The sequence below is a fragment of the Nonomuraea sp. H19 genome (assembly GCF_052068215.1).
Taxonomy (GTDB): domain Bacteria; phylum Actinomycetota; class Actinomycetes; order Streptosporangiales; family Streptosporangiaceae; genus Nonomuraea.
The window spans coordinates 447133-469609 of record NZ_JBQHCV010000001.1; the positions used below are offsets into that span (position 1 = coordinate 447133).

The 22477-nt window shown below is 71.0% G+C and carries 20 protein-coding genes; 9 read left to right on the forward strand and 11 right to left on the reverse strand.

The features are described from left to right. Positions 1-84: 84 nt before the first annotated feature. Positions 85-2874 (forward strand): preprotein translocase subunit SecA, encoded by a 2790-nt coding sequence (gene secA, locus ACTMTI_RS02090; RefSeq protein WP_441117848.1) that lies wholly within the window; start codon positions 85-87, stop codon positions 2872-2874. A gap of 48 nt (positions 2875-2922) precedes the next feature. On the opposite strand, the gene ACTMTI_RS02095 is transcribed toward secA, so the two are convergent. From ACTMTI_RS02095 to ACTMTI_RS02110, 4 genes are all read right to left on the reverse strand, one after another. Then, entirely contained in the window at positions 2923-3363 is a 441-nt protein-coding gene (locus ACTMTI_RS02095) for an Rv3235 family protein (protein ID WP_441117849.1), read from the reverse strand. A gap of 173 nt (positions 3364-3536) precedes the next feature. Next, complete coding sequence (locus tag ACTMTI_RS02100; RefSeq protein ID WP_441118142.1) at positions 3537-4814, reverse strand: PTS transporter subunit EIIC; 1278 nt, start codon at positions 4812-4814, stop codon at positions 3537-3539. 152 nt (positions 4815-4966) lie between these two features. Next, the gene (locus ACTMTI_RS02105) at positions 4967-6280 is read right to left on the reverse strand and encodes a PTS transporter subunit EIIC (RefSeq protein ID WP_441117850.1); all 1314 of its coding nucleotides are present in this window, start codon (positions 6278-6280) and stop codon (positions 4967-4969) included. A 53-nt stretch (positions 6281-6333) separates the two neighbouring features. Continuing rightward, positions 6334-7074 carry a GntR family transcriptional regulator gene (locus ACTMTI_RS02110; RefSeq protein WP_441117851.1) on the reverse strand — a complete coding sequence of 247 codons (741 nt, stop codon included), beginning with the start codon at positions 7072-7074 and terminating at the stop codon, positions 6334-6336. Positions 7075-7285: 211 nt separating this feature from the next. Between ACTMTI_RS02110 and ACTMTI_RS02115 the strand changes: the two genes are divergently transcribed. The 6 genes from ACTMTI_RS02115 to nagZ all read left to right on the forward strand — a co-directional run bounded on the left by ACTMTI_RS02115 (position 7286) and on the right by nagZ (position 12517). Then, a complete protein-coding gene (locus ACTMTI_RS02115; RefSeq protein ID WP_441117852.1) occupies positions 7286-8320 on the forward strand; it encodes an SIS domain-containing protein in 1035 nt (344 codons plus the stop codon). 91 nt (positions 8321-8411) lie between these two features. After that, positions 8412-8675 (forward strand): glucose PTS transporter subunit EIIB, encoded by a 264-nt coding sequence (locus ACTMTI_RS02120; RefSeq protein ID WP_441118143.1) that lies wholly within the window; start codon positions 8412-8414, stop codon positions 8673-8675. A 10-nt stretch (positions 8676-8685) separates the two neighbouring features. Next, positions 8686-9132, forward strand: a complete 447-nt coding sequence (locus tag ACTMTI_RS02125) for a PTS sugar transporter subunit IIA (RefSeq protein ID WP_441117853.1) — start codon at positions 8686-8688, stop codon at positions 9130-9132. A 125-nt stretch (positions 9133-9257) separates the two neighbouring features. Further along, positions 9258-9521 carry an HPr family phosphocarrier protein gene (locus ACTMTI_RS02130; RefSeq protein ID WP_441117854.1) on the forward strand — a complete coding sequence of 88 codons (264 nt, stop codon included), beginning with the start codon at positions 9258-9260 and terminating at the stop codon, positions 9519-9521. A gap of 11 nt (positions 9522-9532) precedes the next feature. Then, a complete protein-coding gene (gene ptsP / locus ACTMTI_RS02135) occupies positions 9533-11185 on the forward strand; it encodes a phosphoenolpyruvate--protein phosphotransferase (protein ID WP_441117855.1) in 1653 nt (550 codons plus the stop codon). A 48-nt stretch (positions 11186-11233) separates the two neighbouring features. After that, on the forward strand, positions 11234-12517 hold the full coding sequence (gene nagZ, locus ACTMTI_RS02140; protein ID WP_441117856.1) for a beta-N-acetylhexosaminidase: 1284 nt from the start codon (positions 11234-11236) through the stop codon (positions 12515-12517). A gap of 12 nt (positions 12518-12529) precedes the next feature. Here the strand turns inward: nagZ and ACTMTI_RS02145 are convergent, their stop codons facing one another. Genes ACTMTI_RS02145 through ACTMTI_RS02155 form a run of 3 tightly spaced genes read right to left on the reverse strand, consistent with a single transcriptional unit; the run spans position 12530 to position 15740 of the window. Further along, positions 12530-13306 (reverse strand): ABC transporter permease subunit, encoded by a 777-nt coding sequence (locus ACTMTI_RS02145; protein ID WP_441117857.1) that lies wholly within the window; start codon positions 13304-13306, stop codon positions 12530-12532. Further along, positions 13303-14826, reverse strand: a complete 1524-nt coding sequence (locus ACTMTI_RS02150; RefSeq protein WP_441117858.1) for a hypothetical protein — start codon at positions 14824-14826, stop codon at positions 13303-13305. The genes ACTMTI_RS02145 and ACTMTI_RS02150 overlap by 4 nt, the downstream gene beginning before the upstream one ends. Continuing rightward, complete coding sequence (locus tag ACTMTI_RS02155; RefSeq protein ID WP_441117859.1) at positions 14823-15740, reverse strand: ATP-binding cassette domain-containing protein; 918 nt, start codon at positions 15738-15740, stop codon at positions 14823-14825. Before ACTMTI_RS02155 ends, ACTMTI_RS02150 begins: the two co-directional genes overlap by 4 nt. Positions 15741-15875: 135 nt before the next feature. On the opposite strand from ACTMTI_RS02155, the gene ACTMTI_RS02160 reads away from it, so the two are divergent. After that, positions 15876-17192, forward strand: a complete 1317-nt coding sequence (locus ACTMTI_RS02160) for a sensor histidine kinase (protein WP_441117860.1) — start codon at positions 15876-15878, stop codon at positions 17190-17192. After that, positions 17189-17848: a response regulator gene (locus tag ACTMTI_RS02165; protein ID WP_441117861.1), complete on the forward strand. Its 660-nt coding sequence runs from the start codon at positions 17189-17191 to the stop codon at positions 17846-17848. Before ACTMTI_RS02160 ends, ACTMTI_RS02165 begins: the two co-directional genes overlap by 4 nt. Before the next feature lie 3 nt (positions 17849-17851). Here the strand turns inward: ACTMTI_RS02165 and rhaS are convergent, their stop codons facing one another. The 4 genes from rhaS to ACTMTI_RS02185 are packed head-to-tail and all read right to left on the reverse strand — an operon-like array spanning position 17852 to position 22454. Further along, complete coding sequence (rhaS, locus tag ACTMTI_RS02170) at positions 17852-18934, reverse strand: rhamnose ABC transporter substrate-binding protein (protein ID WP_441117862.1); 1083 nt, start codon at positions 18932-18934, stop codon at positions 17852-17854. Continuing rightward, a complete protein-coding gene (locus ACTMTI_RS02175; RefSeq protein WP_441117863.1) occupies positions 18931-19902 on the reverse strand; it encodes an ABC transporter permease in 972 nt (323 codons plus the stop codon). Before ACTMTI_RS02175 ends, rhaS begins: the two co-directional genes overlap by 4 nt. Then, positions 19892-20932 (reverse strand): ABC transporter permease, encoded by a 1041-nt coding sequence (locus ACTMTI_RS02180; protein ID WP_441117864.1) that lies wholly within the window; start codon positions 20930-20932, stop codon positions 19892-19894. Before ACTMTI_RS02180 ends, ACTMTI_RS02175 begins: the two co-directional genes overlap by 11 nt. Before the next feature lie 25 nt (positions 20933-20957). Next, complete coding sequence (locus tag ACTMTI_RS02185) at positions 20958-22454, reverse strand: sugar ABC transporter ATP-binding protein (RefSeq protein WP_441117865.1); 1497 nt, start codon at positions 22452-22454, stop codon at positions 20958-20960. Positions 22455-22477 lie beyond the last annotated feature (23 nt).

The following is a 22477-nucleotide window of genomic DNA, read 5'->3' on the forward strand; positions in this document are numbered from 1 at the left end:
CCTACGATGGCAACGGGGAAGTTTGTCTCGGCCTCTCCTCCTGGCGGCGCCGCCGGGGTAGACCTGCGAGGAGCTTTACATAAAGTGGCAGCCATTCTCGACAAGATCCTACGTGCCGGCGAAGGCAAGATCCTGCGCAAGCTCAAGCGGATCGCAGACCAGGTCAACTCCATCGAGGACGACTTCAAGAGCCTGTCCGACGCGGAGTTGCGTGCGCTGACGGACGAGTTCAAGCAGCGCCATGCGGACGGCGAAAGCCTGGACGATCTGCTTCCCGAAGCGTTCGCGACCGTGCGCGAGGCGTCCCGCCGCGTGCTCGGCCAGCGGCCCTACGACGTGCAGATCATGGGCGGCGCCAACCTCCACCTGGGCAACATCTCCGAGATGAAGACCGGTGAGGGCAAGACGCTGACCTGCACCCTGCCGGCCTATCTCAACGCGCTGTCGGGCAAGGGCGTCCATGTCATCACGGTCAACGACTACCTGGCCAAGCGCGACGCCGAGAACATGGGGCGCATCCACCGCTTCCTCGGCCTCCAGGTCGGTTGCATCATCTCCGGCCAGCAGCCCGACGAGCGCCGCAAGCAGTACGAAGCCGACATCACCTACGGCACCAACAACGAGTTCGGCTTCGACTACCTGCGCGACAACATGGCCTGGTCGCTCGAGGAGTGCGTGCAGCGCGGCCACTACTTCGCGGTCGTCGACGAGGTCGACTCGATCCTGATCGACGAGGCCAGGACGCCGCTGATCATCTCCGGCCCGGGCGAGCAGTCCGGCAAGTGGTACCAGGAGTTCGCCAAGATCGTGCCCCGCCTGCGCAAGGGCGTCGAGGCGAAGAACCCCGGCGAGGAGAGCACCGGCGACTACATCGTCGACGAGAAGAAGCGCACGGTCGGCATCCTGGAGGCCGGTGTCGAGAAGGTCGAGGACTGGCTCGGCATCGACAACCTCTACGAGTCCGAGCACACCCACCTGGTGGGCTTCCTGAACAACGCGCTCAAGGCCAAGGAGCTGTTCAAGAAGGACAAGGACTACATCGTCTCCGACGGCGAGGTCCTGATCGTCGACGAGTTCACCGGCCGCATCCTGCACGGGCGCCGCTACAACGAGGGCATGCACCAGGCCATCGAGGCCAAAGAGGGTGTGAAGGTCAAGGACGAGAACCAGACGCTCGCCACGGTCACCCTGCAAAACTACTTCCGCCTCTACGAGAAGCTGTCCGGCATGACCGGTACGGCCACCACCGAGGCCAACGAGTTCCACCAGACGTACAAACTGGGCGTGGTGCCCATCCCGACCAACCGGCCGATGATCCGCAAGGACCAGCCGGACGTGGTCTACAAGACCGAGGACGCCAAGTTCAACGCGGTGGTCGAGGACATCAAGCAGCGTTACGAGGCCGGTCAGCCGGTGCTCGTCGGCACGACCTCGGTGGAGAAGTCCGAGCGGCTGTCCAAGGCGCTCAAGCGGCGCGGCGTGCCGCACGAGGTGCTCAACGCGAAGAACCACGCGCGTGAAGCGTCGATCATCGCCGAGGCGGGCCGCAAGGGCGCCGTCACCGTCGCCACCAACATGGCCGGTCGAGGCACCGACATCATGCTCGGCGGCAACTCCGAGTTCCGCGCCGACCAGGAGCTGCGCCAGCGCGGGCTGGACCCGGTCGAGACGCCGGAGGAATACGACAAGGCCTACCCGGAGGCGCTGGAGAAGGCCAGAGCCGCGGTCAAGGCCGAGCACGACGAGGTCACCCAGCTGGGCGGCCTCTACGTCCTCGGCACCGAGCGCCACGAGTCGCGCCGCATCGACAACCAGCTGCGCGGCCGCTCCGGCCGCCAGGGCGACCCCGGCGAGTCGCGCTTCTACCTGTCGCTCGGCGACGACCTGATGCGTCTGTTCAACTCGGCCAGGGTCGAGATGATCATGACCAGGCTCAACATCCCGGACGACCAGCCGATCGAGTCCGGCATCGTCTCCAAGGCCATCGCCTCCGCCCAGCACCAGGTCGAGCAGCAGAACTTCGAGATCCGCAAGGACGTTCTGAAGTACGACGAGGTGATGGACCGCCAGCGCAAGGTCATCTACGCCGAGCGCCGCCGCGTGCTGGAGGGCGCCGACCTGCACGAGCAGGTTCGCGGCTTCGTGGGCGAAGTGATCGAGGGCTACGTCCAGGGCGCCACGTCCGAGGGCTTCGCCGAGGAGTGGGACCTCGACAAGCTGTGGAAGGCGTTCGGCGAGCTCTACCCGGTCACGGTCCGGATCGAGGACGTCGTCGAGGAGGGCGGCGGCCGCGAGGAGCTGACCGCGGAGCTCATCAGCGAGAAGGTCAAGAAGGACGCGCTGGAGGCTTACGACCGGCGCGAGGCGGAGTTCGGCCCGGACACCATGCGCGACCTCGAGCGCCGGGTCATCCTGTCCGTCCTCGACCGCAAGTGGCGCGAGCATCTCTACGAGATGGACTACCTGCGCGAGGGCATCGGCATGCGGGCCTACGCGCAGAAGGACCCCAAGATCGAATACGCCCGCGAGGGCTACGAGATGTTCGCCGCGATGCTGGAGGGCATCAAGGAGGACTCCGTGGGCTTCCTGTTCAACCTCGAGGTCGAGGTGCAGGAAAACCCGATCGTGGAGGAAGAGGACGCGGCCATCGCGGAGACCCGGTCGATCATCGCCCGCGGCCTGCGCGGGCCTGAGCGGCCGGCCGAGCTCGAATACACCGCGCCCGGCGAGCAGGGCGGGGTGGAGCACACCAAGGTGCGCACCACTTCGGCGGAGCGGGCCGCATACGGCAACGTGGAGCGCAACGCGCCCTGCCCGTGCGGGTCGGGCAAGAAGTACAAGCGCTGCCACGGCGACCCGAAGAACGCCGCCTGACAGACGGCCGATGAAGACCCCCACGGGAACGCGGGGGTCTTCATCGCGTCACGCGGTCTCGAAGTCCGTGCACAGCCATTGGACGCCGCGGCGTTCGAGGCGTACGGCCAGGACGCGGTTGCGTTCGCCGCAGTGCACGAGCACGCACATCTCGATCGCGCCGTCCCGCGGCTCCTTCACGTGCATGCTCCCGGCGAACGGGGTGCGGCTCGTCTTGATCATCTGCCCGGCCCGGAGCAGTTCGCGGTAGGCCCGGTCCGTGAGCCGGTCGGCTATGGTCTCGGGGGCGCGCCGGCCCGCGAGGACCTCGGCCAGGGCCTGCCCGAGGTGGCGCAGCTTGCGCTCGTCCGGGATGGCGCCTGGAGGTCCCCAGATCAGTGCGTCCAGGGCCAGGGAGCCGTGGACCACCGGCTTGTCCGCCGGCTGCCGTTCGTGGCCGTAGGGCGGCTCAGAGGCGGGGGTGAGGCCGATGTGAGGTGCTGCCGACACGCGTCCTCCAATTGCTGGGCGGAGAAAGAAACGCTTACAGGAGTTTTCGGCCCTGCCGGAATATACGAAGGCCGCCAGCTTTCCTACTTCGGGCCGGGCTTTGTCCGTTCCGGCGTGGAATGTTATTGCGAGTTGGATCCCCCCTCGGCGGTTTCGGGCGAGTGTCCCTGACGCTATGAGTCGTCCGTTACCTCGGCCGGCTCGCGGCCGGGGGTGGGCAGGTTCAACCAGCGGATAAGGATGGCGAAGACTGCGTAATAGAGGACGAAGTACGCGAGCCCGAAGCCAATGACCAATCCCAGGCCGTGCGTGTTCGACTTGCTGGCGTTCAGGAGCAGGTCGATGGCGCCGCCCGAGAACGTGAAGCCCAGGCGCGCGCCCAGTTCGGCCATCAGCGCCATCGACAGGCCGGTCAGAACCGCGTGCACGGCGAACAGCACCGGGGCCACGAAGATGAAGGCGAATTCCAGGGGCTCGGTTATGCCGGTGATGAAGGACGTCAGGCCGGCCGACAGCATGATGCCCCCGACCGTCGAGCGGCGGCCGCGCGGCGCGGCGCGCCACATCGCGATGGCCGCGCCCAGCAGGCCGAACATCATGACGGGAAAGAAGCCGGTCATGAAGATGCCCGCGCCTTGCTCCCCGGCGAAATAGCAGTTCAGGTCGCCGGCGGTGTCCCGTGTCGCGCCGCGCACGCCCGCGTGGCATTCGGGGAGGGTGAACCAGACGATGGTGTTGAGGAAGTGGTGCAGGCCCACGGGAATGAGCAGGCGGTTGGCGACGCCGTAGATGCCGGTGCCGACGGTGCCGTGGGCGGACAGCCAGTCGCCCGCGTCGGCCAGCCAGTCGCCGACGGGCCGCCACAGCAGGCCGAAGACCACGCCCAGCAGGAGGGCCGCGACGGCGGTGACGATGGGCACCGAGCGGCGGCCGCCGAAGAAGGCCAGCCACGCGGGCAGCTTGACCCGGTGGCAGCGCTGCCACAGCGCGGCGGTCGTGAGGCCGATGACGATGCCGCCCAGGACGCCTGTCGGGTTCTGGGCGCCCACGTTGAGCGCGCGGGTGCCGTTCTGGAGGACGAGCAGGACCTTCTCGTAGACCGCCCCTTCGCCCGCGCTGAAGAACAACGTCTTGGTGACCCGGTCGAAGACCAGGTAGCCGACCAGGGCGGCCAGGGCGGTGGAGCCGTCGGACCTGCGGGCGAAGCCGATCGCCACGCCGATGGCGAACAGGAGGGGCAGGTTCTCGAAGAGGGCGCCGCCGGCGGCCGCCAGCACCGCCGCCACCGGGAGGAGCCAGGGCAGCACGCCGCCGAGGCCGTTCGCGCCCAGGAGATCGTCCTGGCCGAAGCGGAAGAGCAGGCCCGCGGCGGGCAGGACGGCGATGGGCATCATGAGCGAGCGGCCGATACGCTGCAGCACCGCGAAAGCCGCTGACCAGGCCGCGCCCATGGCTGTGCTCACCCCCCGTTCGCGGGGGACTGGTGGGTTCCTACCACGGCCGCCCGCAGGGTAACCGGGCCGTTCGCCCGCAGGACGGGAAACCGGGCCGGTCCGGCCGCAGGGTGGGAAGCCAGGCCGTCCGGCCGCAGGGGGTAGCCGGGCTAGGTCTCGCCCGAGTCGAGGTCGGGCTCGGGTTCGCGGCCCGGTGTCATGATGTTGAGCCTGCGGATGAGGAACGTGAACGCGACGTAATAGACGACGCCGTAGATCGCGCCCAGCAGCAGGATCCCGGGCAGGTTCTCGGTGTTCGACTTGCTGGCGTTCAGCAGCAGGTCGAGCAGCCCCGCCGAGAAGCCGAACCCGAGTTGACCGCCGATCAGCGTGGTCAGCGCCATGGCCAGGCCGGTCAGCAGCGCGTGCACCGCGAACAGCAGCGGCGCCACGAAGATGAAGGCGAACTCGATCGGCTCGGTGATGCCCGTGACGAACGACGCCAGCCCCGCCGACAGCATGATGCCGCCCACCGTGGCGCGCCGGTGCGCGGGAGCCGCCCGCCACATGGCCAGGGCGGCGGCGGGCAGGGCGAACATCATGATCGGGAAGAACCCGGCCATGAACTGGCCGGAGTGCGGGGCGCCGCCGAAATAGCAGTTCCAGTCGCCGCCGAGCACCTGGCCGCCGACGTCGCACTGCGGCACCACGTACCAGACGACCGAGTTGACGAAGTGGTGCAGGCCCAGTGGGATCAGCAGCCGGTTGATCACGCCGTAGATGCCGGTGCCGATCGGCCCGATCGCGGTCAGGGCCTCGCCCGCGTGCCGGATCCACTCGCCGATCACCGGCCAGAGCCAGCCGAAGAGCACGCCGATGAGCAGCGCCACGATGGAGGTGATGATCGGCACGAACCTGCGCCCGCCGAAGAACGCCAGCCAGGCCGGCAGCTTGATGCGGTGGAAGCGCTGCCACAGCAGAGCGGTGACCAGCCCGATCACGATGCCGCCGAGCACCTTGGTGGGGTTCTGCAGGCCGTAGTCGATGATCTCCTTGACGCCCTGCTCCTGGACCTCCCTGATCAGAATGGTGTCCCTGATGCCGGAGCCGAAGAACATGACCTTGGAGACGCGGTCGAAGACCAGGTAGCCGACCACGGCGGCGAGCGCGGTGCTGCCGTCGGACTTGCGGGCGAAGCCGATCGCCACGCCCACGGCGAACAGCAGCGGCAGGTTCTCCAGCAGTGCCGCACCGGCCGCGGCCAGCACTTCGGCGACCTGGTTCATCCAGGCGAAGCCCGCCACGTCGGCCAGCCCGCCCGGCTCGCCGCCGTTGGAGCCGAGCATGTCGGGCTGGCCGAAGCGCAGCAGCAGGGCGGCCGCGGGCAAGGCGGCGATGGGCAGCATCAGGGAGCGGCCCAGCCGCTGGAGCACGGCCATCACGCGCGCGAACGGCGAAGGCCGGGCGGCGGCGGTCTCGTTCACCGGGCGTTCCTCCGGGGGGTGGGAGCCGGGACAGCCCCGGCGGGGTAAGGCCCTCAGCCCCGTCTTACGGGCATCTCAAGGATGGTGCGCAGCTGGTAGCGGTCGGCACGGTAGGTGGACACGCCCAGCTCCGCGCAGACGCCGCCGGCGAAGGAGCGGCGCTGGAGCAGCAGTACGGCGCCGCCGCGCGGCAGCTTCAGCAGGTCGGCGTCGCTCGGGTCGGCGATGCCGCCGTCGATGGTGAGCTCGCCGGCGTCCATGACGAGGCCGTAGCGGCTCTCCAAGAGCCCATACAGTGATTTATCTGACAAATCATAAGAAGCCAGGTCGGGGGCAAGCTTGACCGGGATGTGCGCCCGCTCGATGGACAGCGGCTCCCCGTCGGCCGTCCGCAGGCGCTCGATGAAGTGCACCTCCTCGCCCGGCTGGATCCCCAGCTCCTTGGCCAGGTGGGCGCTGGCGCGCACGACCCGCCTGTCGAGGTCGCGCGACCCCGGGACCATGCCGCGGGCCCTCATGTCGTCGGTGAACGACGTCAGCTGCAGCGCCAGCTCGATCTTCGGCCGGGCCACGAACGTCCCCTTGCCCGGCACGCGGTGCAGGCGGCCCTCGGACACGAGGTGGTCGACGGCCTGCCGCACGGTCATCCTGGACAGGCCGAAGCGCTGGCACAGCTCGCGCTCGGACGGGATGGCGGCGCCGATGCTGAGCTCGTCGCTGTCGATGAGGTCCAGCAGGATCTCGCGAAGCTGGAAGTATTTGGGCACCGGGCTGTCCGGATCGATGTGCGCCACGGATCCTCCCCTCGTTCACGCCAATGAAAGCTGCCATGCGGACCGCCGTTCCCGGCCTCCACCAGGCAACAAGAGTAGTGCGCAATCTGATGAGCAGATTTCTTGTTGGTCGGACATAGGTTATGGTTCGTACTGGTCTAGTCCGGACTAGACCACATGTCGCGAAAGACGGTCAAGTCCCAGCCGTACTGATGTGAGGGAAGAGCCCACGATGACCACGAAGATGCGCAGCGAGATCGCCGAGCAGCCGGCCGCGCTGCGGGCCACACTGGACTCCCTGCTCCCCAGAATCGGCGAGGTGAAGGCGGTGGGTGAGCGGACTCGCCAGCTGCTGTTCATCGCGCGTGGCACCTCCGACAACGCCGCAGTTTACGGCCGCTACCTGGTCGAATCGCACGCCGGCCGGCTCTCGGCGCTGGCCGCTCCGTCGATCGCGACGACGTACAAGCGCAAGCTCGACCTGGACGGCGTGCTGGCCGTGGCGATCTCGCAGTCGGGGCGGACGGAGGAGATCGTCGAGACGCTGACCTGGGCGAAGGACTGCGGGGCCAGAACGGTCGGCATCACCAACGGGGGCGAGGAGAGCCCGCTCGCGCAGGCCGCGGACGTGGCGCTGTGCACGGTCGCGGGGGAGGAGAAGGCCGTTCCGGCGACCAAGACGTACACGACGCAGCTGGCCGCGCTGGCGGTGCTGGCGCTGGGCCTGGGCGCCGACGTGGACGTGGCCGAGCTGCAGCGGGTGCCCGAGGCCGTGGAGAAGCTGATCGCCGCGCCGGGCGACATCGAGGCCGTGGTCGAGGGGCTGCTGGACAAGCCGGGCGTGGTGGTGTCGGGGCGCGGGCTGGCGTTCTCGACGGCCCTGGAGACGGCGCTGAAGCTCAAGGAGGCCTGCTACCTGCACGCCATGGGCCTGTCGTACGCCGACCTGCTGCACGGCCCCATCGCCGTGGTCGATGCCGACACCCCGGCGCTGCTGGTCGCCGCCGAGAACAGCCCCACGCTGGCCGGTACGGTCGCGCTGGCCGAGCGGGTGGTGGCGGCGGGTGCGGCGGCGTACACGATCGGCGGCGGGGAGGCGCTCGCACGGGCGGGCACGGCCGCGCTCAACGGCCCTGATCTGCCCGAATGGCTGGCGCCCATGGGGTTGATCGTCCCGGGACAGCTTCTCACCGAGGCCCTCGCCCGTAGTCTCGGCATCGACCCCGACGCGCCGCGCGGCCTGAACAAGGTCACCCAGACGGACTGACCGGCGTCTCCGATCGGCGAGCCGCGGGGCGACCGGCGGCCGTCCGATCGTCACCGCTCAATAACCAGGCGTCACGAGTCAAGTCGGTAGCCTGGTCGAGGAAGCTAGGGAGGGCCGGATGGCGGCGGATGTGAACGCGATCATCGCCGGGCTCGGCGGCGCCGGCAACATCATCGAGATCGAGCCCTGCATCACCCGGTTGCGTACGGAGGTGCACGACGCGTCCAAGGTCGACCAGGCCGCGCTCAAGGCAGCCGGCGCGCACGGCGTGATGGCCGCGGGCAACGTGGTCCAAATCGTCGTCGGGCCGGAGGCGGACACGATCGCCAGCGACATCGAGGACATCATCGGCTGAGGGCGAGTCCATGACGACTGTTCTCGCCCCGGTTGAGGGGGCGGCAGTGGGGTTGGCCGCCGTGCCCGATCCGGTGTTCTCCGCGGGCATGGTGGGGCCGGGAACGGCGATCGACCCGCTGCGGGGGCCGGGCAAGGCGGTCGCCCCCATAGCGGGAAAAATCATGAAACTGCATCCGCACGCGTACGTCATCGTGGGAGACGACGGCAAGGGCGTGCTGGTGCATCTGGGCATCGACACGGTTCAGCTCAAGGGCAAGGGGTTCCAGTTGCTGGCGGCGGAGGGCGACCGGGTCAGCGCGGGCCAGCCGGTCGTGGCGTGGGACCCGGCGGTGATCGAGGCGGGCGGGCGCTCGCCGATGTGCCCGGTGGTCGCCCTCGACGCGCTGTCCGGCGCCGTGACAGGGGTCGCCGAAGGGGCAGTGCACGTGGGGGACGCGCTCTTCCGATGGGAATAGGCGCCGCCGGACGTGCAAGGAACGGAACACGACACAATAGGCACGGCCGCCGATCTGCCCCCCGCTCGGCGGACGATCAGTCACATGAGTCCAGCTGGTCTGGACCGGTACCGAAGGAGGAGTCGATGGGTGAGCGCAAGGTCACCGTGGTAGCGGAGGTGGGGCTGCACGCCCGTCCCGCGGCGACGTTCGTACAGCGGGCGATGAAGGCCCCTATGAACATCACCGTGGCGAAGGCGTCCGGCGGGAAGCCCCCGGTCAACGGCAAGAGCATCCTCGGGATCCTGGCGCTCGACGTCCAGCAGGGCGAGACCGTGGTGATCAGCGCGGATGGCGAGGGCTCCGAGGAGGTCCTCGACGAACTGGCCGAGATCGCCGGTACGCCGTGAACCTCCGGGGGGTGGGGGTCAGCCCGGGCATCGGGCACGGCCCCGCGTACGTGCTGACCGTCTCCGTGCCCGAACCCCCCGAGGGCGCCACCTTCACCGGTGAGGCGGATCAGGAGAAGGAGCGCGCGATGGCCGCGCTCACGCAGGTCGCGGGCGAGCTGGAGGCCCGCGGCAACCGGGCGGGCGGTGAGGCCGAGGAGATTCTCAAGGCCCAGGCGCTGATGGCCGAGGACCCCGGCCTGGTCGTGAAGGTGCGCACCCTGATCGACCGGGGCCTGGCCGCCCCCAGAGCGGTCTTTGAGGCTTTCACGAAATACCGGGACGTGCTGGCGGGGTCCGGAGGCTACCTGGGCGAGCGGGCCGCCGACCTGAACGACATCAGGGACCGCGTGATCGCGCTGCTCTACGGGCAGGTCATGCCGGGGCTGCCGGCCAGGGCGGCGGAGCCGTACGTGCTGGTCGCCCGGGATCTCGCGCCCGCCGACACGGCGCTGTTGTCCAAGAGCCAGGTCGCCGCGTTCGTCACCGAGGAGGGCGGCCCGACCAGCCACACCGCGATCCTCGCCAGGGCCATGGGCGTGCCCGCCGTCGTGGCCTGCCCGGGCGCGACCCGCATCCCGCCCGGGGTCCGGGTGATGGCCGACGGCACCTCCGGCGACGTACGCGTGGAGCCGGCCGAGTCCGACGTGGCCGACGCGGTCAGCGCGGACACGGCCCGGCTGTCCGCGCTCGCCTCGGCGCGGGGCCCGGGCAGGACCGCCGACGGGCACCCGGTTCCGCTGCTCGCGAACGTCGGCGGCCCGGCCGAACTCCATGCCGCCGTGGCCGCCGAAGCGGAGGGCATCGGGCTCTACCGGACGGAGTTCCTCTTCCTGGACCGGGCCGAGCCCCCTTCCACGGAGGAGCAGGTGCGCGCCTACCGGGCGGCGGTGGAGGCGTTCCCGGGCGGCAAGGTGGTCGTGCGGACGCTGGACAGCGGCGCGGACAAGCCGCTGGCGTTCCTGCCCGCCGCCGCCGAGCCGAACCCGGCGCTCGGCGAGCGGGGCCTGCGCAGGTTCAAACGCTTCCCCGAGGTGATGGAGGCGCAGCTCGCCGCGCTGGCGGCCGTGGGCGCCGAGGAGCTGCACGTCATGGCGCCGATGGTGGCCACGGCCGAGGAAGCCGGGTGGTTCGCGCGGGAGTGCCGGGCCAAGGGCCTGCGGCACGCAGGCGTGATGATCGAGATCCCGGCGGCCGCGCTGCGTGCCCGCGACCTGCTCGCGCAGGTGGATTTCCTCTCGATCGGGACCAACGACCTCGCCCAGTACGCCTTCGCCGCCGACCGCCAGCTCGGCGTCATGAGCCCGCTGCAGGACCCGTGGCAGCCCGCGCTGCTCGACCTGGTGGCCATGGCGGCGAACGCCGCGTCGCGAGCCGGCAAGCCGTGCGGGATCTGCGGGGAGTCCGCCGCCGATCCGGCCCTGGCCTGCGTGCTGGTCGGCCTGGGCGCGGACACGCTGTCGATGGGGGCCGCGGCGCTGCCTGCCGTACGCGCCGGGCTGGCCGCGCACACGCTCACGCAGTGCCGGTTGGCGGCCGACGCCGCGCGGGCGCAGCGGACCGCGGCCGAGGCCCGGGTGGCGGCCCGCGCGCGCCTGCCGGAGCTCGGCAGGCTCGGCCTGTAGGCGGCCGGCGCGGAGTTGGGCGATACCTTGGGAGGCATGTTTGGACGGATGGGCACGGCAGCTCTGCTCGCGATCGCTCTGACGGCGTGCGGCGGTGGCGGCAGCAGAGCGGGCGCGACCCCGCCGACCGGAGGCAAGGCCGCCGCCCCGCCGACGCGGAGCGCCACACCATCGCAGAACCCATCCCAGGCGCAGCCCAGCCCGGTCGAGCGGGCCCTGTCGAAGCTGAGCGTCGAGGAGAAGGTCGGCCAGCTGTTCATGCCCGTCCTGTACGGCACGTCCGCCGACACGGTCTCGGGCGAGAACCAGGCCAGATACTCCGCCCAGAGCCCGGCCAAGGTGATCGCCAAATACCACCTCGGCGGCGTGATCCTCTTCCCGCACAACGTCAAGAGCATCGGCCAGGTCGTCGGTCTCACCAACGGCCTGCAGCGGGCGTCGAAAGAGGTGCCGCTGCTGATCGGCACCGACCAGGAAAACGGCCTGGTGTCGCGGATGTCCGCGCTCATGACCGACTTCCCCGGAGCCGCCGAGATCGGCGCGACCAAGGACCCCGCCCGGGCGCGGGCGGTCGCCAAGGCGACCGGCGTGGAGCTCCGCGCGCTCGGCGTCAACCTGGACTTCGCCCCCGTCGCCGACGTCAACGTGAACCCGCGCAACCCCATCATCGGCAGGCGGGCGTACGGCAACGACCCCAAGCGGGTGGCCACGATGGTCTCGGCGGCGGTCAAGGGGTTCTCCGACGCCAAGGTGGCCGCCACCGCCAAGCACTTCCCGGGGCACGGCGACACCACCGTCGACAGCCACACGGGCCTGCCGGTGATCAAGCACACCAAGGCCGAGTGGGAGCGGATCGACGCGCCGCCGTTCAAGGCCGCGATCGACGCCGGCGTGGACGCCGTGATGAGCGCCCACATCGTCTTCCCCAAGCTCGACCCGTCGGGCAATCCGGCGACGCTGTCCAAGCCCATCCTCACCGGCCTGCTCAGGGAGAAGCTCGGCTTCAACGGCGTGATCTCCACCGACGCGCTCAACATGGCCGGGGTGCGCCAGAAGTACAACGACGGCGAGATCGCCGTGCGCGCCGTCCTGGCCGGCGCGGACCTGCTGCTCATGCCGAACGACCTGCCCAAGGCCTACCAGGCGGTGCTCACGGCGGTGAAGTCGGGCCGCATCTCCAAAGAGCGCCTCGACCAGTCGGTCACCAGGCTGCTCACGCTCAAGCAGGCCAGGGGATTATTGACCAAGGCGCCCGTGGCGTCGGCCAAGGAGGCGGCTGGCGTGCTGCGCTCTTCCGCGCACCGCAAGCTGGCCGCCCGGGTGACCCGCTGATCTCGCCTGCGATCAAGCGTCGCGCCGGCGCAGCAGCAGCCCGCCGATCAGGAGAGCCGCGGCCGTCCAGGCGGTGAGCACGCCGAGTCCCTCCCATGGGCTGAGAGGCAGGACGGCGGCATCCGTGGTGGCCTGGATGGCCAGCCCCGCGTTCGTCGGCGACAACTGCCAGAGAAGGCGCTGGGTCTCCTCGTCCGAGACCATCCGGATGGCGATGGGGAACAGGTAGAGCAGGCCGAGCACGGCCCCCGTGGCCGCCGCGGAGTCCCGTACGGCGGTGGCGACGCCCAGGCTGAGCAGCGCGATCAGCGCCAGATAGAGGACCGAGCCGGCGGCGGCCCGCAGCGTCGGGCCGTCGGCCAGGGACAGCGGCGGGTAGCCGTGCGCGGGCGTGAAGCCGCTCCCGGGCAGCAACAGCCGCCCGGCCAGCACGGACCCGAGCACGGCGACGGTCCCCGCGACCAGCGACAGGCCGGTGAGCACGGCCGCCTTGGCGGCCAGGGCGGTGGTGCGGCGTGGCATCGCGGTGAGGCTGGTGCGGATCAGCCCGGTGCTGTACTCGCCGCAGACCGCCAGCACGGCCAGCAGCGCGACCATTGCCTGGCCGAGCTGGACGCCGAGGAGGCTCAGCCGGGCGGCGTCGTGGCCGCAGCCCGGCGACGCGCACGTCACGGCGGCGCTCGCCACGGCGCTCAACGCCACGGTCAGCACGACGACCCCGGCCAGCAACCAGCCGGGCCCCGGCACGGTACGCAGCTTCGTCCACTCGGCCTGCGTCTCCCGCCTCATACGTCGCTCCTGCGCAGCCGGTACGCGGCCAGGGCCAGGGCGGCGGCCGCGTAGCCGCACAGCACGGCGAAGCCGGCCCACGGCGGCAGCGGGAAGTACCCGGCCACCGGCGCGTAGTGGTCGAGCACCTGCGGATATTCGGGCATGCTCTGCTGGATCGCGAACCCGGCCGCCGGGGTGATCCGCAGCAGCCATTCCGACACGCCTTCGGGCAGGAGGGACGCGGTCGCGAGCACGTACGGGACCAGGATCGCCGCGATGGCCGCGATGACCGCCGTGGCGCTGCGCCGGAACAGCGCGCCGAGGGCGAGGGCGAAGACGGCGGCCAGGGCGAGCAGCGCAGCGACGCCGGCGACCACGCGCAGCTCGGTGAGCGTGGAGACCGGGAGCGGGTAGATGTTGTTGCCCTGCAGGATCCGCCGCCCGATCGGCATCGTGACGGCGTTGGCGGCCAGCCCGGCGACGAAGGTCACCGCACCGATGCGTCGCGGGCTGGCGAGCAACGTGGTGCGGATGAGCTGCCGCCGGTATTCGGCGGTCACGAACAGCACCGCCACCACGATCACCGCGATCAGCGCGATCATCGTGCCGGTCAGTGTGCGCTCGATCACGCTCCCGTCCGCGCTCGGCGCGATGTCCCCGACCCCGGTGACGGTGAACGTGCCGCCGGTCCGTACCAACCTGCCCGGATGGTGGGGGGTGCCGTCGGGCCCGAGCGAGACGCCGATGTCGTCGCTCTTCCACGTGCCGCCGATGCCCTTGCCCTGCACGCCGACCTGGTCCATGACGGCGGTGGCCGCCGCGAAGCGGGACGCCTCGACGGACCCGAAGGCGGCGTTCGGCGTCACTGTCACGTCGCCGGGGGAGGCGGCGAACAGTCCGATGCGGACCTGTGCAGGCAGCCCGGCCAGGCGGGCCGTGCCGACCCGGGTCCACTGCCGGCCGTCGGGCGACTCCTCGCCGGTGATCGTGTCGCCCGTGCGGGTCAGCCGCAGCCAGCGCGGGTAACCGCCGGGGCGGCCCGCCACGTCCTCGGTGAAGTTGTGCTGCATCCGCACGCCGTGGCTGCCGGTGACCATCACGGCCGCGTAGGGGGAGCCCTGCCTCGTGCTCTCCTTGATCAGGACGCCGGCCTTGGCCCAGGGCACGACGCCGCTGACGACGTTCCTGACGCCGGGGGTGACGTCGGGCTTGCGGATCTCGCCCGTCATGGAGTTCACGCGTACGGTGATGCTGCCGTCCCCGTCCAGCGGCTGGTGCACGAAGTAGAAACGGTCCTCCACGGCTTCGCCGCCCGGCCCCAGGATGGGAGCGGGGCAGGGCACCTCGACCGGCCCCTTCATGCAGGAGGAGTGGCTGCCCGTGGCGAACAGCAGCCCGAGCCCCACGATGAGCAGCGCCGAGATCGTCGCGCCCGCCACCCAGCCGCGGACGGTGCGGAACTTGGTCCACTCGGCGTGCAGCAGTCGCCCGAAGCCGTCCCGCCCGGCCCGTACGTCTGAGCGGTAGATGGTGCTCATCGCGCCGCCCCCCGGTACTCGACCGCGTCCCTGGTGAGTTCCAGGTACGCCTCCTCCAGCGTCGCCCGGTGGGCCGCCACCTCGGAGAACGGCACGGTGTTCCGGTTGAGCAACGTCACGATGTGCTCGGCCGCCAGCCCGGACACGGTGAGCGTGTCGCGATCGGTGACCGTCACGGTGGCCCCCGCGTGGGCCAGCACCGACATGGCTTCGGAGCGCGCCGGCGTACGCAGCGTGACCCGCCCGCCGGACGCGGCCGCGATCAGTTCGGCCACGCCGGTGTCCGCGACCACCTGGCCCCGGCCCACCACCACGAGATGGCCGGCGGTGTCCTGGAGCTCGCTCATGAGGTGGCTGGACACCAGCACGGCGCGTCCCTCGGCGGCCAGCGACCGCAGGAAGCCGCGGATCCACACGATGCCCTCGGGGTCGAGGCCGTTGAACGGTTCGTCCAGCATGAGCACCGGCGGGTCGCCGAGCAGCGCCGCGGCGATCCCGAGCCGCTGGCGCATCCCCAGCGAGAACCCGCCCGCCCGGCGCTTGGCCGCCGGTCCCAGCCCGACCAGCGCCAGCACCTCGTCGACGCGCCGGGCGCCCAGCCCCTGGGAGTGGGCCAGCCACAGCAGGTGGTTGCGCGCGGTGCGGCTCGGTTGCAGCGCGCCGGCGTCCAGCAGCGCGCCGACATGGCGCAGGGGGCTGCGCAGGCTCTGGTACGGCCGCCCGCCGACCAGCGCGCTGCCCTCGTCGGGGGTGTCCAGGCCGAGCACCACACGCATCGTGGTGGACTTGCCCGCCCCGTTGGGGCCGACGAACCCGGTGACGTGCCCTGGCCGCACGGTGAACGACATCCCGTCCAGCGCCGGGGTCTGGCCGAACCGCTTGCGCAGCCCGGTGACTTCGATGGTTGCTTCCACGCCAGGCAGACTAGGCAGCAGGCCCCGGCGGGGTCGTCACGCGGTGGAGCGATCTTCGCCGTCGCTGGCGGCAGCCACGTGCTGTCCCTCGTACGAGGGATGCCGCCGCGCCGCAGGGCCGTGACAATGGCTCTCGTGGAGCGAGCGCGGGACGGGGACGGCCGGTGGGCTTGGTGGGGGCGCCGGGCGGCGGTCCTCGGCCCCTATCTGCCCGTCGCGGCCGGCGTGCTGCTGGCGCTGCTCGGCGTGGTCGAGTCGCTGATGCAGTCGTCCACGCAGCCGGTGCTGGGGCACACCGTGAGCGTGCCGGCCGGCACGTCTTCCGGCGGGCCGCCGACCGCGGGTCCACCTGGCGCTGGGGAACCGGCCGGTGCCGGGCCGTCGCCGGCCGCCGGCGCGCCTCTCTACGCCCTCGTCTTCCCGCTGCTCGCCCTGGCCACCACGCTGCCGCTGCCGCTGCTGTGGGCGCAGCCGCTCCTGACCGCGGTGCTGGTCTGTGCGGCGAGCGCGCTGTCGATGGCCGCCTTCGACACGCTGACCGCGGCCGGTGCGGTCGCGCAGCTGATCGCCGCCTACCGGTCCGGCCGTCACGCCTCGCCGGCCCCGGCGGTGCTCGTCACCGTGTCGTTCCCGGTGCTGGCGGCGGCGCTGGTGCTGGCCGATGAGGCGCACGGCCAGGCACGGGCCTTCGCGCTGCTGTCGGCCTGCCTGGCCCCGGCGGCGGTGCTGACCGGGATCGCGCTCCGGGCCCGCCGCAAGGCCATGGCGGACACGGCGGCCCGGCAGGTCATGTCCGAGAGCCTGCTGGAGCACACCGCCCGCGGCGAGCGCGCCCGCATCGCCCGCGAGCTGCACGACGTCGTCGCCCACCACATCTCCATGGTCGCCGTACAGGCGGAGACGGCCCGGCTGGCCGTGCCCGGCATGCCGGCCGCGGGGGCGGAGCGGCTGCTGGCGATCGGCGACACCGCCAGGGCCGCGCTCACCGAGATGCGGCGGCTGCTCGGCGTGCTGCGCGAGGACGCCGAGGCGGAGCCGGCCTGGCGACCCCAGCCGGGGCTGCGCCTGCACGAGCTCAACGAACTGCTCGACGAATCGCGCGAGGCGTCGGGGACGGCCACCCGGCTCATCCTGCGTGGCGCGCCGGTCGAGCTCGATCCCGGCGTGGAGCTGGCGGCGTACCGGATCATCCAGGAGGCGCTCACGAACGCGCGGCGGCATGCGCCGGGCGCGGCCGTGGACGTGGAGCTGGACTACACTGGCGAGGCTCTGCGGCTGCGCGTGCGCGACAACGGGCCAGGTCCGCCCGGTGGAGTGGAGGGCGGCCACGGGTTGTCCGGCATGCGAGAGCGCGCCGCGGCCGTCGGTGGCGAGCTGCGCGCCAGCCCCGCGCCCGGCGGCGGCTTCCGCGTCGAGGCCCGCCTACCAGGAAAGGACGCCGACGCCTCATGATCCGCGTCGTCATCGCCGACGATCATCTGGTGGTCCGCACCGGGTTCGCCGAGCTGCTGGACACCCAGCCGGACTTTGAGGTCGCCGGCACCGCCGCCGACGGGGCCGAGGCGGTGCGGATCTGCCGCGAGCTGTCGCCCGACGTCGTCCTCATGGACGTGCGCATGCCCGGCATGGGCGGCATCGAGGCCACCAGGCTGCTCTCCGGGCCCGGCGGGCCGCGGGTGCTCATCCTGACGACATTCGACCTGGACGAGTACGTCTACGACGCGCTGCGCGCCGGGGCCAGCGGCTTCCTGCTCAAGGACGTCACCGCCGAGCGGCTCTTCGACGCCGTGCGCGTCATCGCGGCCGGCGAGGCGCTGCTGGCTCCGGCCGTCACCCGGCGGCTGATCAGCGAGTTCGCCCGCCTGGGGCCCAAAACCGACGCCCCCGTGGCGGCGCTGGCCACGCTCACCCCGCGCGAGACGCAGGTCCTCCGGCTGGTCGCCGAAGGCCTGTCCAATCCCGAGATCGCGGGCCGGCTGCTGGTCACGGAGGAGACGGTCAAGACCCACGTCAGCCGCGTGCTGAACAAGCTGGGGCTGCGCGACAGGACGCAGGCCGTCGTCGCAGCGTACGAGACGGGCCTGGTCGTGCCGCGCAGCCGGGCGTGAGCGTCAGAAGTCGAAGTCGTCGATGTTGTCCTTGTTGAACACGGTCGGCTTGCCGAGCAGGACCTCGCCCTTGGCGCCGATCGTGTACTCGCCGAGCTTGCCGGCCTTGAACTTCTCACCTTCAGCGCCGGTGATCTGCCCCGAGGCCAGGGCGGCGGCCGCGTACGCGGAGAGGTATCCCAGGTCGGCGGGGCTCCACAGCTCGAACGCCTCGATGGTGCCGTCCTTGACGAACTTCCTCAGCTGGTTGGGCGTGCCGAGGCCGGTGAGCTTGACCTTGCCCTTGTACGGCGAGTCCGACAGATAGCGGGCCGCCGCCGCGATGCCCACGGTCGTGGGCGAGATGATGCCCGCCAGGTCTGGGTACGAGCGCAGCAGGCCCTGCGTCTCGGTGAAGGACTTCTGGTCGTCGTCGTTGCCGTACACGACCTTGACCAGTTCCATGTCCTTGTACTCGGGCTTCTTGAGCTCGTCCTTCATGAACTCGATCCAGGTGTTCTGGTTGGTCGCGTTCGGGGTGGCGGACAGCACGGCGATCTTGCCCTTGTGGCCGATCTGCTCGGCCAGCAGTTGCACCTCCGTACGCCCGAGGTCCTCGGGGCTGGCCTGGTTGACGAAGACGTCGCGGCCGTCGGGGGCGGTGTCGGAGTCGTAGCTGACGACCTTGATCCCGGCGGCCATCGCCTGCTTGAGCGCCGGAACGACCGCGTTCGGGTCGTTCGCGGAGATCACGATGGCGTCCTGCTTCTGCTGCGTCAGCGTGTTGATGTAGGACACCTGCGAGGACGCGCTGGCGTCGGACGGGCCGACCTCCTTGCCCTCGCCGCCGAACTCCTTGGCGGCCGCGATGCCGCCGTTGTCGGCGATCGTGAAGTACGGGTTGTTGACCTGCTTGGGCAGGAAAGCGATCTTCAATCCCTGCTTGAGCGGGGCGTTCGGATCGGCCGCGGCAGACGACGCGGCAGTGGCCGCCGGGGCGGAGGACTGCTGCTGCTGGACGTCAGTCCTGGTGGTGCCGCCGCACGCGGCCGTCAGCAGGACAAGTCCGGCAAGGAGTGCAGTGTGCCGCATTCGCGTTTTCATCATGGGGACTTCCCTTCCATTTGTGGTGATGTGCGCCGACGCCAGACCGCCCCCAAGTTCGGCGCGAGCACAGATGCGACGAGCAGCAGGCCCGTCACGAAATTGAGGACCTCGTTGGCCACGTCCGCCAGGATCAGCGCGTTGCGTACGACGCCGAGCAGGAGCACCGCCATCAGGACCCCGGGCAGCGTGCCGCGCCCGCCGAAGATCGACACCCCGCCGAGGAGCACGGCGGCCACCACGGCGAGCTCGAGGCCGACGCCGTTGTCCGCGCGGGCGCTGGCGTAGCGGAACGTGTAGACCAGGGAGGCCAGAGAGGCCATCACCCCGGATGCCACGAACAGCCAGAACTTGATGCGCTTGACCCTGATGCCGGAGAAGTACGCGGCCTCCTCGTTCGAGCCGAGCGCGAAGATCGACCGGCCGAGACCGGTCGCGTGCAGCACGGTCGCCGCCACCGCCGCCAGCACCGCGACCAGCACGGTGGCCAGCGGGACCGGGCCGATCGAGGCCGTCGCCAGGCTCGTGTAGCTCGGCGGCAGGTCGGCGACCGCCTGGTCGCCGAGCATCACGTACGCCAGGCCGCGGAACAGCGCGAACGTCCCGATCGTCACCGCCAGCGAGGGCAGGCCGAGCCGGGTGACCAGCAGGCCGTTGAACGCCCCGCACACCGCGCCGACCAGCAGGCAGATCGGCATGATCGCCTCGATCGGGAGCCCGGCGTTCCACAGCCAGCCGAGCACCGCGCAGGACAGGCCGAGCGTGGAGGCCACGGACAGGTCGATCTCGGCCGCCACGATCACCAGGGTCATGGTCAGGGCCATGAGGGCGATCTCGGTGGTGTCGAGGAGCAGGAACGAGACGTTGGAGCCGTTGGCGAACCCGTCCACGCCCAGAGAAGCCCAGGTAGTGACGCCGACGAGCAGGACGAGGATCAACCCCTCCCACCGGCGTACCAGGTCAAGTCGCATCGTGGAACCTCCTGCGGCGCAGCGCGGCGGCCACCCGCAGCGCGAGTACCCGGTCGAGGACGATGGCGGCGATCAGCAGCGCGCCGTTGATCGCCGTCTGCGCGAGCGCGTCCACTCGCAGCACCGCCAGCGAGCTGGTGATGCCGGACAGCAGCAACGCGCCCAGGGCCGCCCCGTAGACGGTCCCGCTGCCGCCGAAGATCGCGACTCCGCCCACCACGACGGCCGCGATCACGTCGAGCTCCTTGCCCGTGGCCACGGTGGCGTCCACGGTGCCGAATCGGGCCGCCCACATGACCCCTGCCAGCCCCGCCAGCGCGCCGTTGGCGACGAACGCCGCGACGATCCGGCGCCGTACCTGGATTCCGGCCAGGACCGCGGCCTCGGGGTTGGAGCCGATGGCGTACAGCTCGCGGCCGGAGCGCAGGTTACGCAGCATCCAGCCGACGACCAGCAGGACGGCCAGGGCGACCAGGGCGAGCAGCGGCACCCCGAGCACCGAGCGGCTGCCCAGGGACAGGAAGCCGTCCGGCATGTCGGCCGCGTTCACCTGCCGGCCGCCCGCCCAGGCGTAGTCGATGCCGCGGAAGGCGTAGAGAGTGCCGAGCGTGGCCACCAGCGCCGGGACCTTGGCCACTCCGACGAGCAGCCCGTTGATCGCGCCGCAGGCGGCGCCGAGCACCACGCAGCCGGCGATCACGACCGGGATCGGCACGCCGGGATGGTCGGCGAGGATCAGTGCGCCCCCGAACGCCGACAGCCCCACCACCGAGCTGACCGACAGGTCAACGTTCCGGGTGATCACGACGAGCGTCTGTCCGACGGCGAGCATGGCCACGATGGCGGAATTGAGCAGGATGTCGCGCAGGCTGCCGTAGGTCAGGAAGCTCGGGTTCACCGCGCCCGTGACGCCGAACAGCGCGGCGAGCGCGACCACGATGCCCAGCTCCCGCACCCGCGCGACCTGGTCGACGAGGCGCCGGCCGCCGTTGCGCGGGGCGGTCTCGGGTCTGGTTGCGGTGGCGCTCACGCCACACCCCTCCTTGCCGCGGTAGTCATGCCGCACTCCGTCCGGTCGCCGCCGCCATCACGCTCTCCTCGGTCGCTTCCGCGCGGTCGATCTCGGCCACCAGCCGCCCCTCGTGCATGACCAGCACCCGATCGGCCATGCCCAGCACCTCGGGCAGCTCCGAAGAGATCATCAGCACCGCCACCCCGCTGCCCGCCAGCTCCGACAGCAGCCGGTGCACCTCTGCCTTGGTGCCCACGTCGATGCCCCGGGTGGGCTCGTCCACGATGAGCACCGACGGCTTGCGCGCCAGCCATTTGGCCAGGACGACCTTCTGCTGGTTGCCGCCGGACAGCACGTTCACCGGATCCGTCAGCCGGGCGAACTTCAACTGCAGCCGTACCGCCCAGTCCTTGGCCCGCTGCCGCTCGGCGAGCCGCGAGATCAGCGGTCCCCGGTGCAGGGCGGCCAGGCCGGCCAGGCCGATGTTGCGCTCGATCGACAGGTCCATGACGAGGCCCTGCTGCCGCCGGTCCTCGGGGACCAGGGCCAGGCCCGCCGCCATCGCCGCCGTGGGGCTGGCGGGCCGCAGCCGCTTCCCGTCCACCTCCACGTTCCCGGCGTCCCACCGGTCGATCCCGAACACGGCCCTGGCGACCTCGCTGCGCCCGGCTCCCACGAGCCCGGCCAGCGCGACGATCTCGCCGCGCCGCACCTCGAACGACACGTCGGTGAAGACGCCCTCGCGGGTGAGCCTGCGTACGCTCAGCGCCACGTCCCCGGCGGTCGTCTCCTGCTTGGGGAACAGGGCGTCGAGCTCCCTGCCGACCATGCGGCGTACGAGGTCGTCGGGCGTGATGTCGGCGATCAGGTCACTGGAGACGAAGCCGCCGTCCCGCAGGGTCGTGACCCGCTGGCACAGCTCGAACATCTCCTCAAGCCGGTGCGAGATGAACATCAGCGCGCACCCCTGCTCGCGCAGCGCCTTGGCCACGCCGAACAGCCGGGCGACCTCCGTGCCGGACAGCGCGGCGGTCGGCTCGTCCATGATGAGCACCCGGGCCTGCCGCGACAGCGCCTTGGCGATCTCCACGAGTTGCTGGTCGGCGATCGACAGGCCACGGGCCGGCTGGTCGGGGTCGAGCTGCACGCCCAGCCTGGCGAACAGGTCGGCGGCGCTCGCCCGCATGGCCCGCCGGTCGATGCCGAGACGGGCGCGGGGCTGGCGGCCCATGAAGATGTTCTCGGTGACCGACAGATCGGGGAAGAGGGTCGGTTCCTGATAGATCACCGCGACCCCGGCCCGCTGCGCGTCGGCAGGGCCGGCGAACTCCACCGGCGCGCCGTCCAGCAGCAGCTGCCCGGAGTCCGGCCGGTGCACGCCCGAAAGGATCTTCACGAGCGTGGACTTGCCCGCGCCGTTCTCGCCGGCGAGGGCATGCGCCTCGCCTGCGTACAGTTCTAGAGAGACATCGCGTACGGCCCGCACCGCGCCGAACGCCTTGCTGACCCCTGAGAGGGACAGGACGGGAGTATCTGCCATTGCCGCTGGCCACCCTGGCAAAA

Coding starts and splice junctions, on each gene's coding strand:
- rhaS (WP_441117862.1), bottom strand. CDS start 18,934: ATGATGAAAACGCGAATGCGGCACACTGCACTCCTTGCCGGACTTGTC.
- ACTMTI_RS02175 (WP_441117863.1), bottom strand. CDS start 19,902: ATGCGACTTGACCTGGTACGCCGGTGGGAGGGGTTGATCCTCGTCCTG.
- ACTMTI_RS02145 (WP_441117857.1), bottom strand. CDS start 13,306: ATGAGGCGGGAGACGCAGGCCGAGTGGACGAAGCTGCGTACCGTGCCG.
- ACTMTI_RS02115 (WP_441117852.1), top strand. CDS start 7,286: ATGACCACGAAGATGCGCAGCGAGATCGCCGAGCAGCCGGCCGCGCTG.
- ACTMTI_RS02185 (WP_441117865.1), bottom strand. CDS start 22,454: ATGGCAGATACTCCCGTCCTGTCCCTCTCAGGGGTCAGCAAGGCGTTC.
- ACTMTI_RS02125 (WP_441117853.1), top strand. CDS start 8,686: ATGACGACTGTTCTCGCCCCGGTTGAGGGGGCGGCAGTGGGGTTGGCC.
- ACTMTI_RS02165 (WP_441117861.1), top strand. CDS start 17,189: ATGATCCGCGTCGTCATCGCCGACGATCATCTGGTGGTCCGCACCGGG.
- nagZ (WP_441117856.1), top strand. CDS start 11,234: ATGGGCACGGCAGCTCTGCTCGCGATCGCTCTGACGGCGTGCGGCGGT.
- ACTMTI_RS02100 (WP_441118142.1), bottom strand. CDS start 4,814: ATGGGCGCGGCCTGGTCAGCGGCTTTCGCGGTGCTGCAGCGTATCGGC.
- ACTMTI_RS02130 (WP_441117854.1), top strand. CDS start 9,258: ATGGGTGAGCGCAAGGTCACCGTGGTAGCGGAGGTGGGGCTGCACGCC.
- ACTMTI_RS02150 (WP_441117858.1), bottom strand. CDS start 14,826: ATGAGCACCATCTACCGCTCAGACGTACGGGCCGGGCGGGACGGCTTC.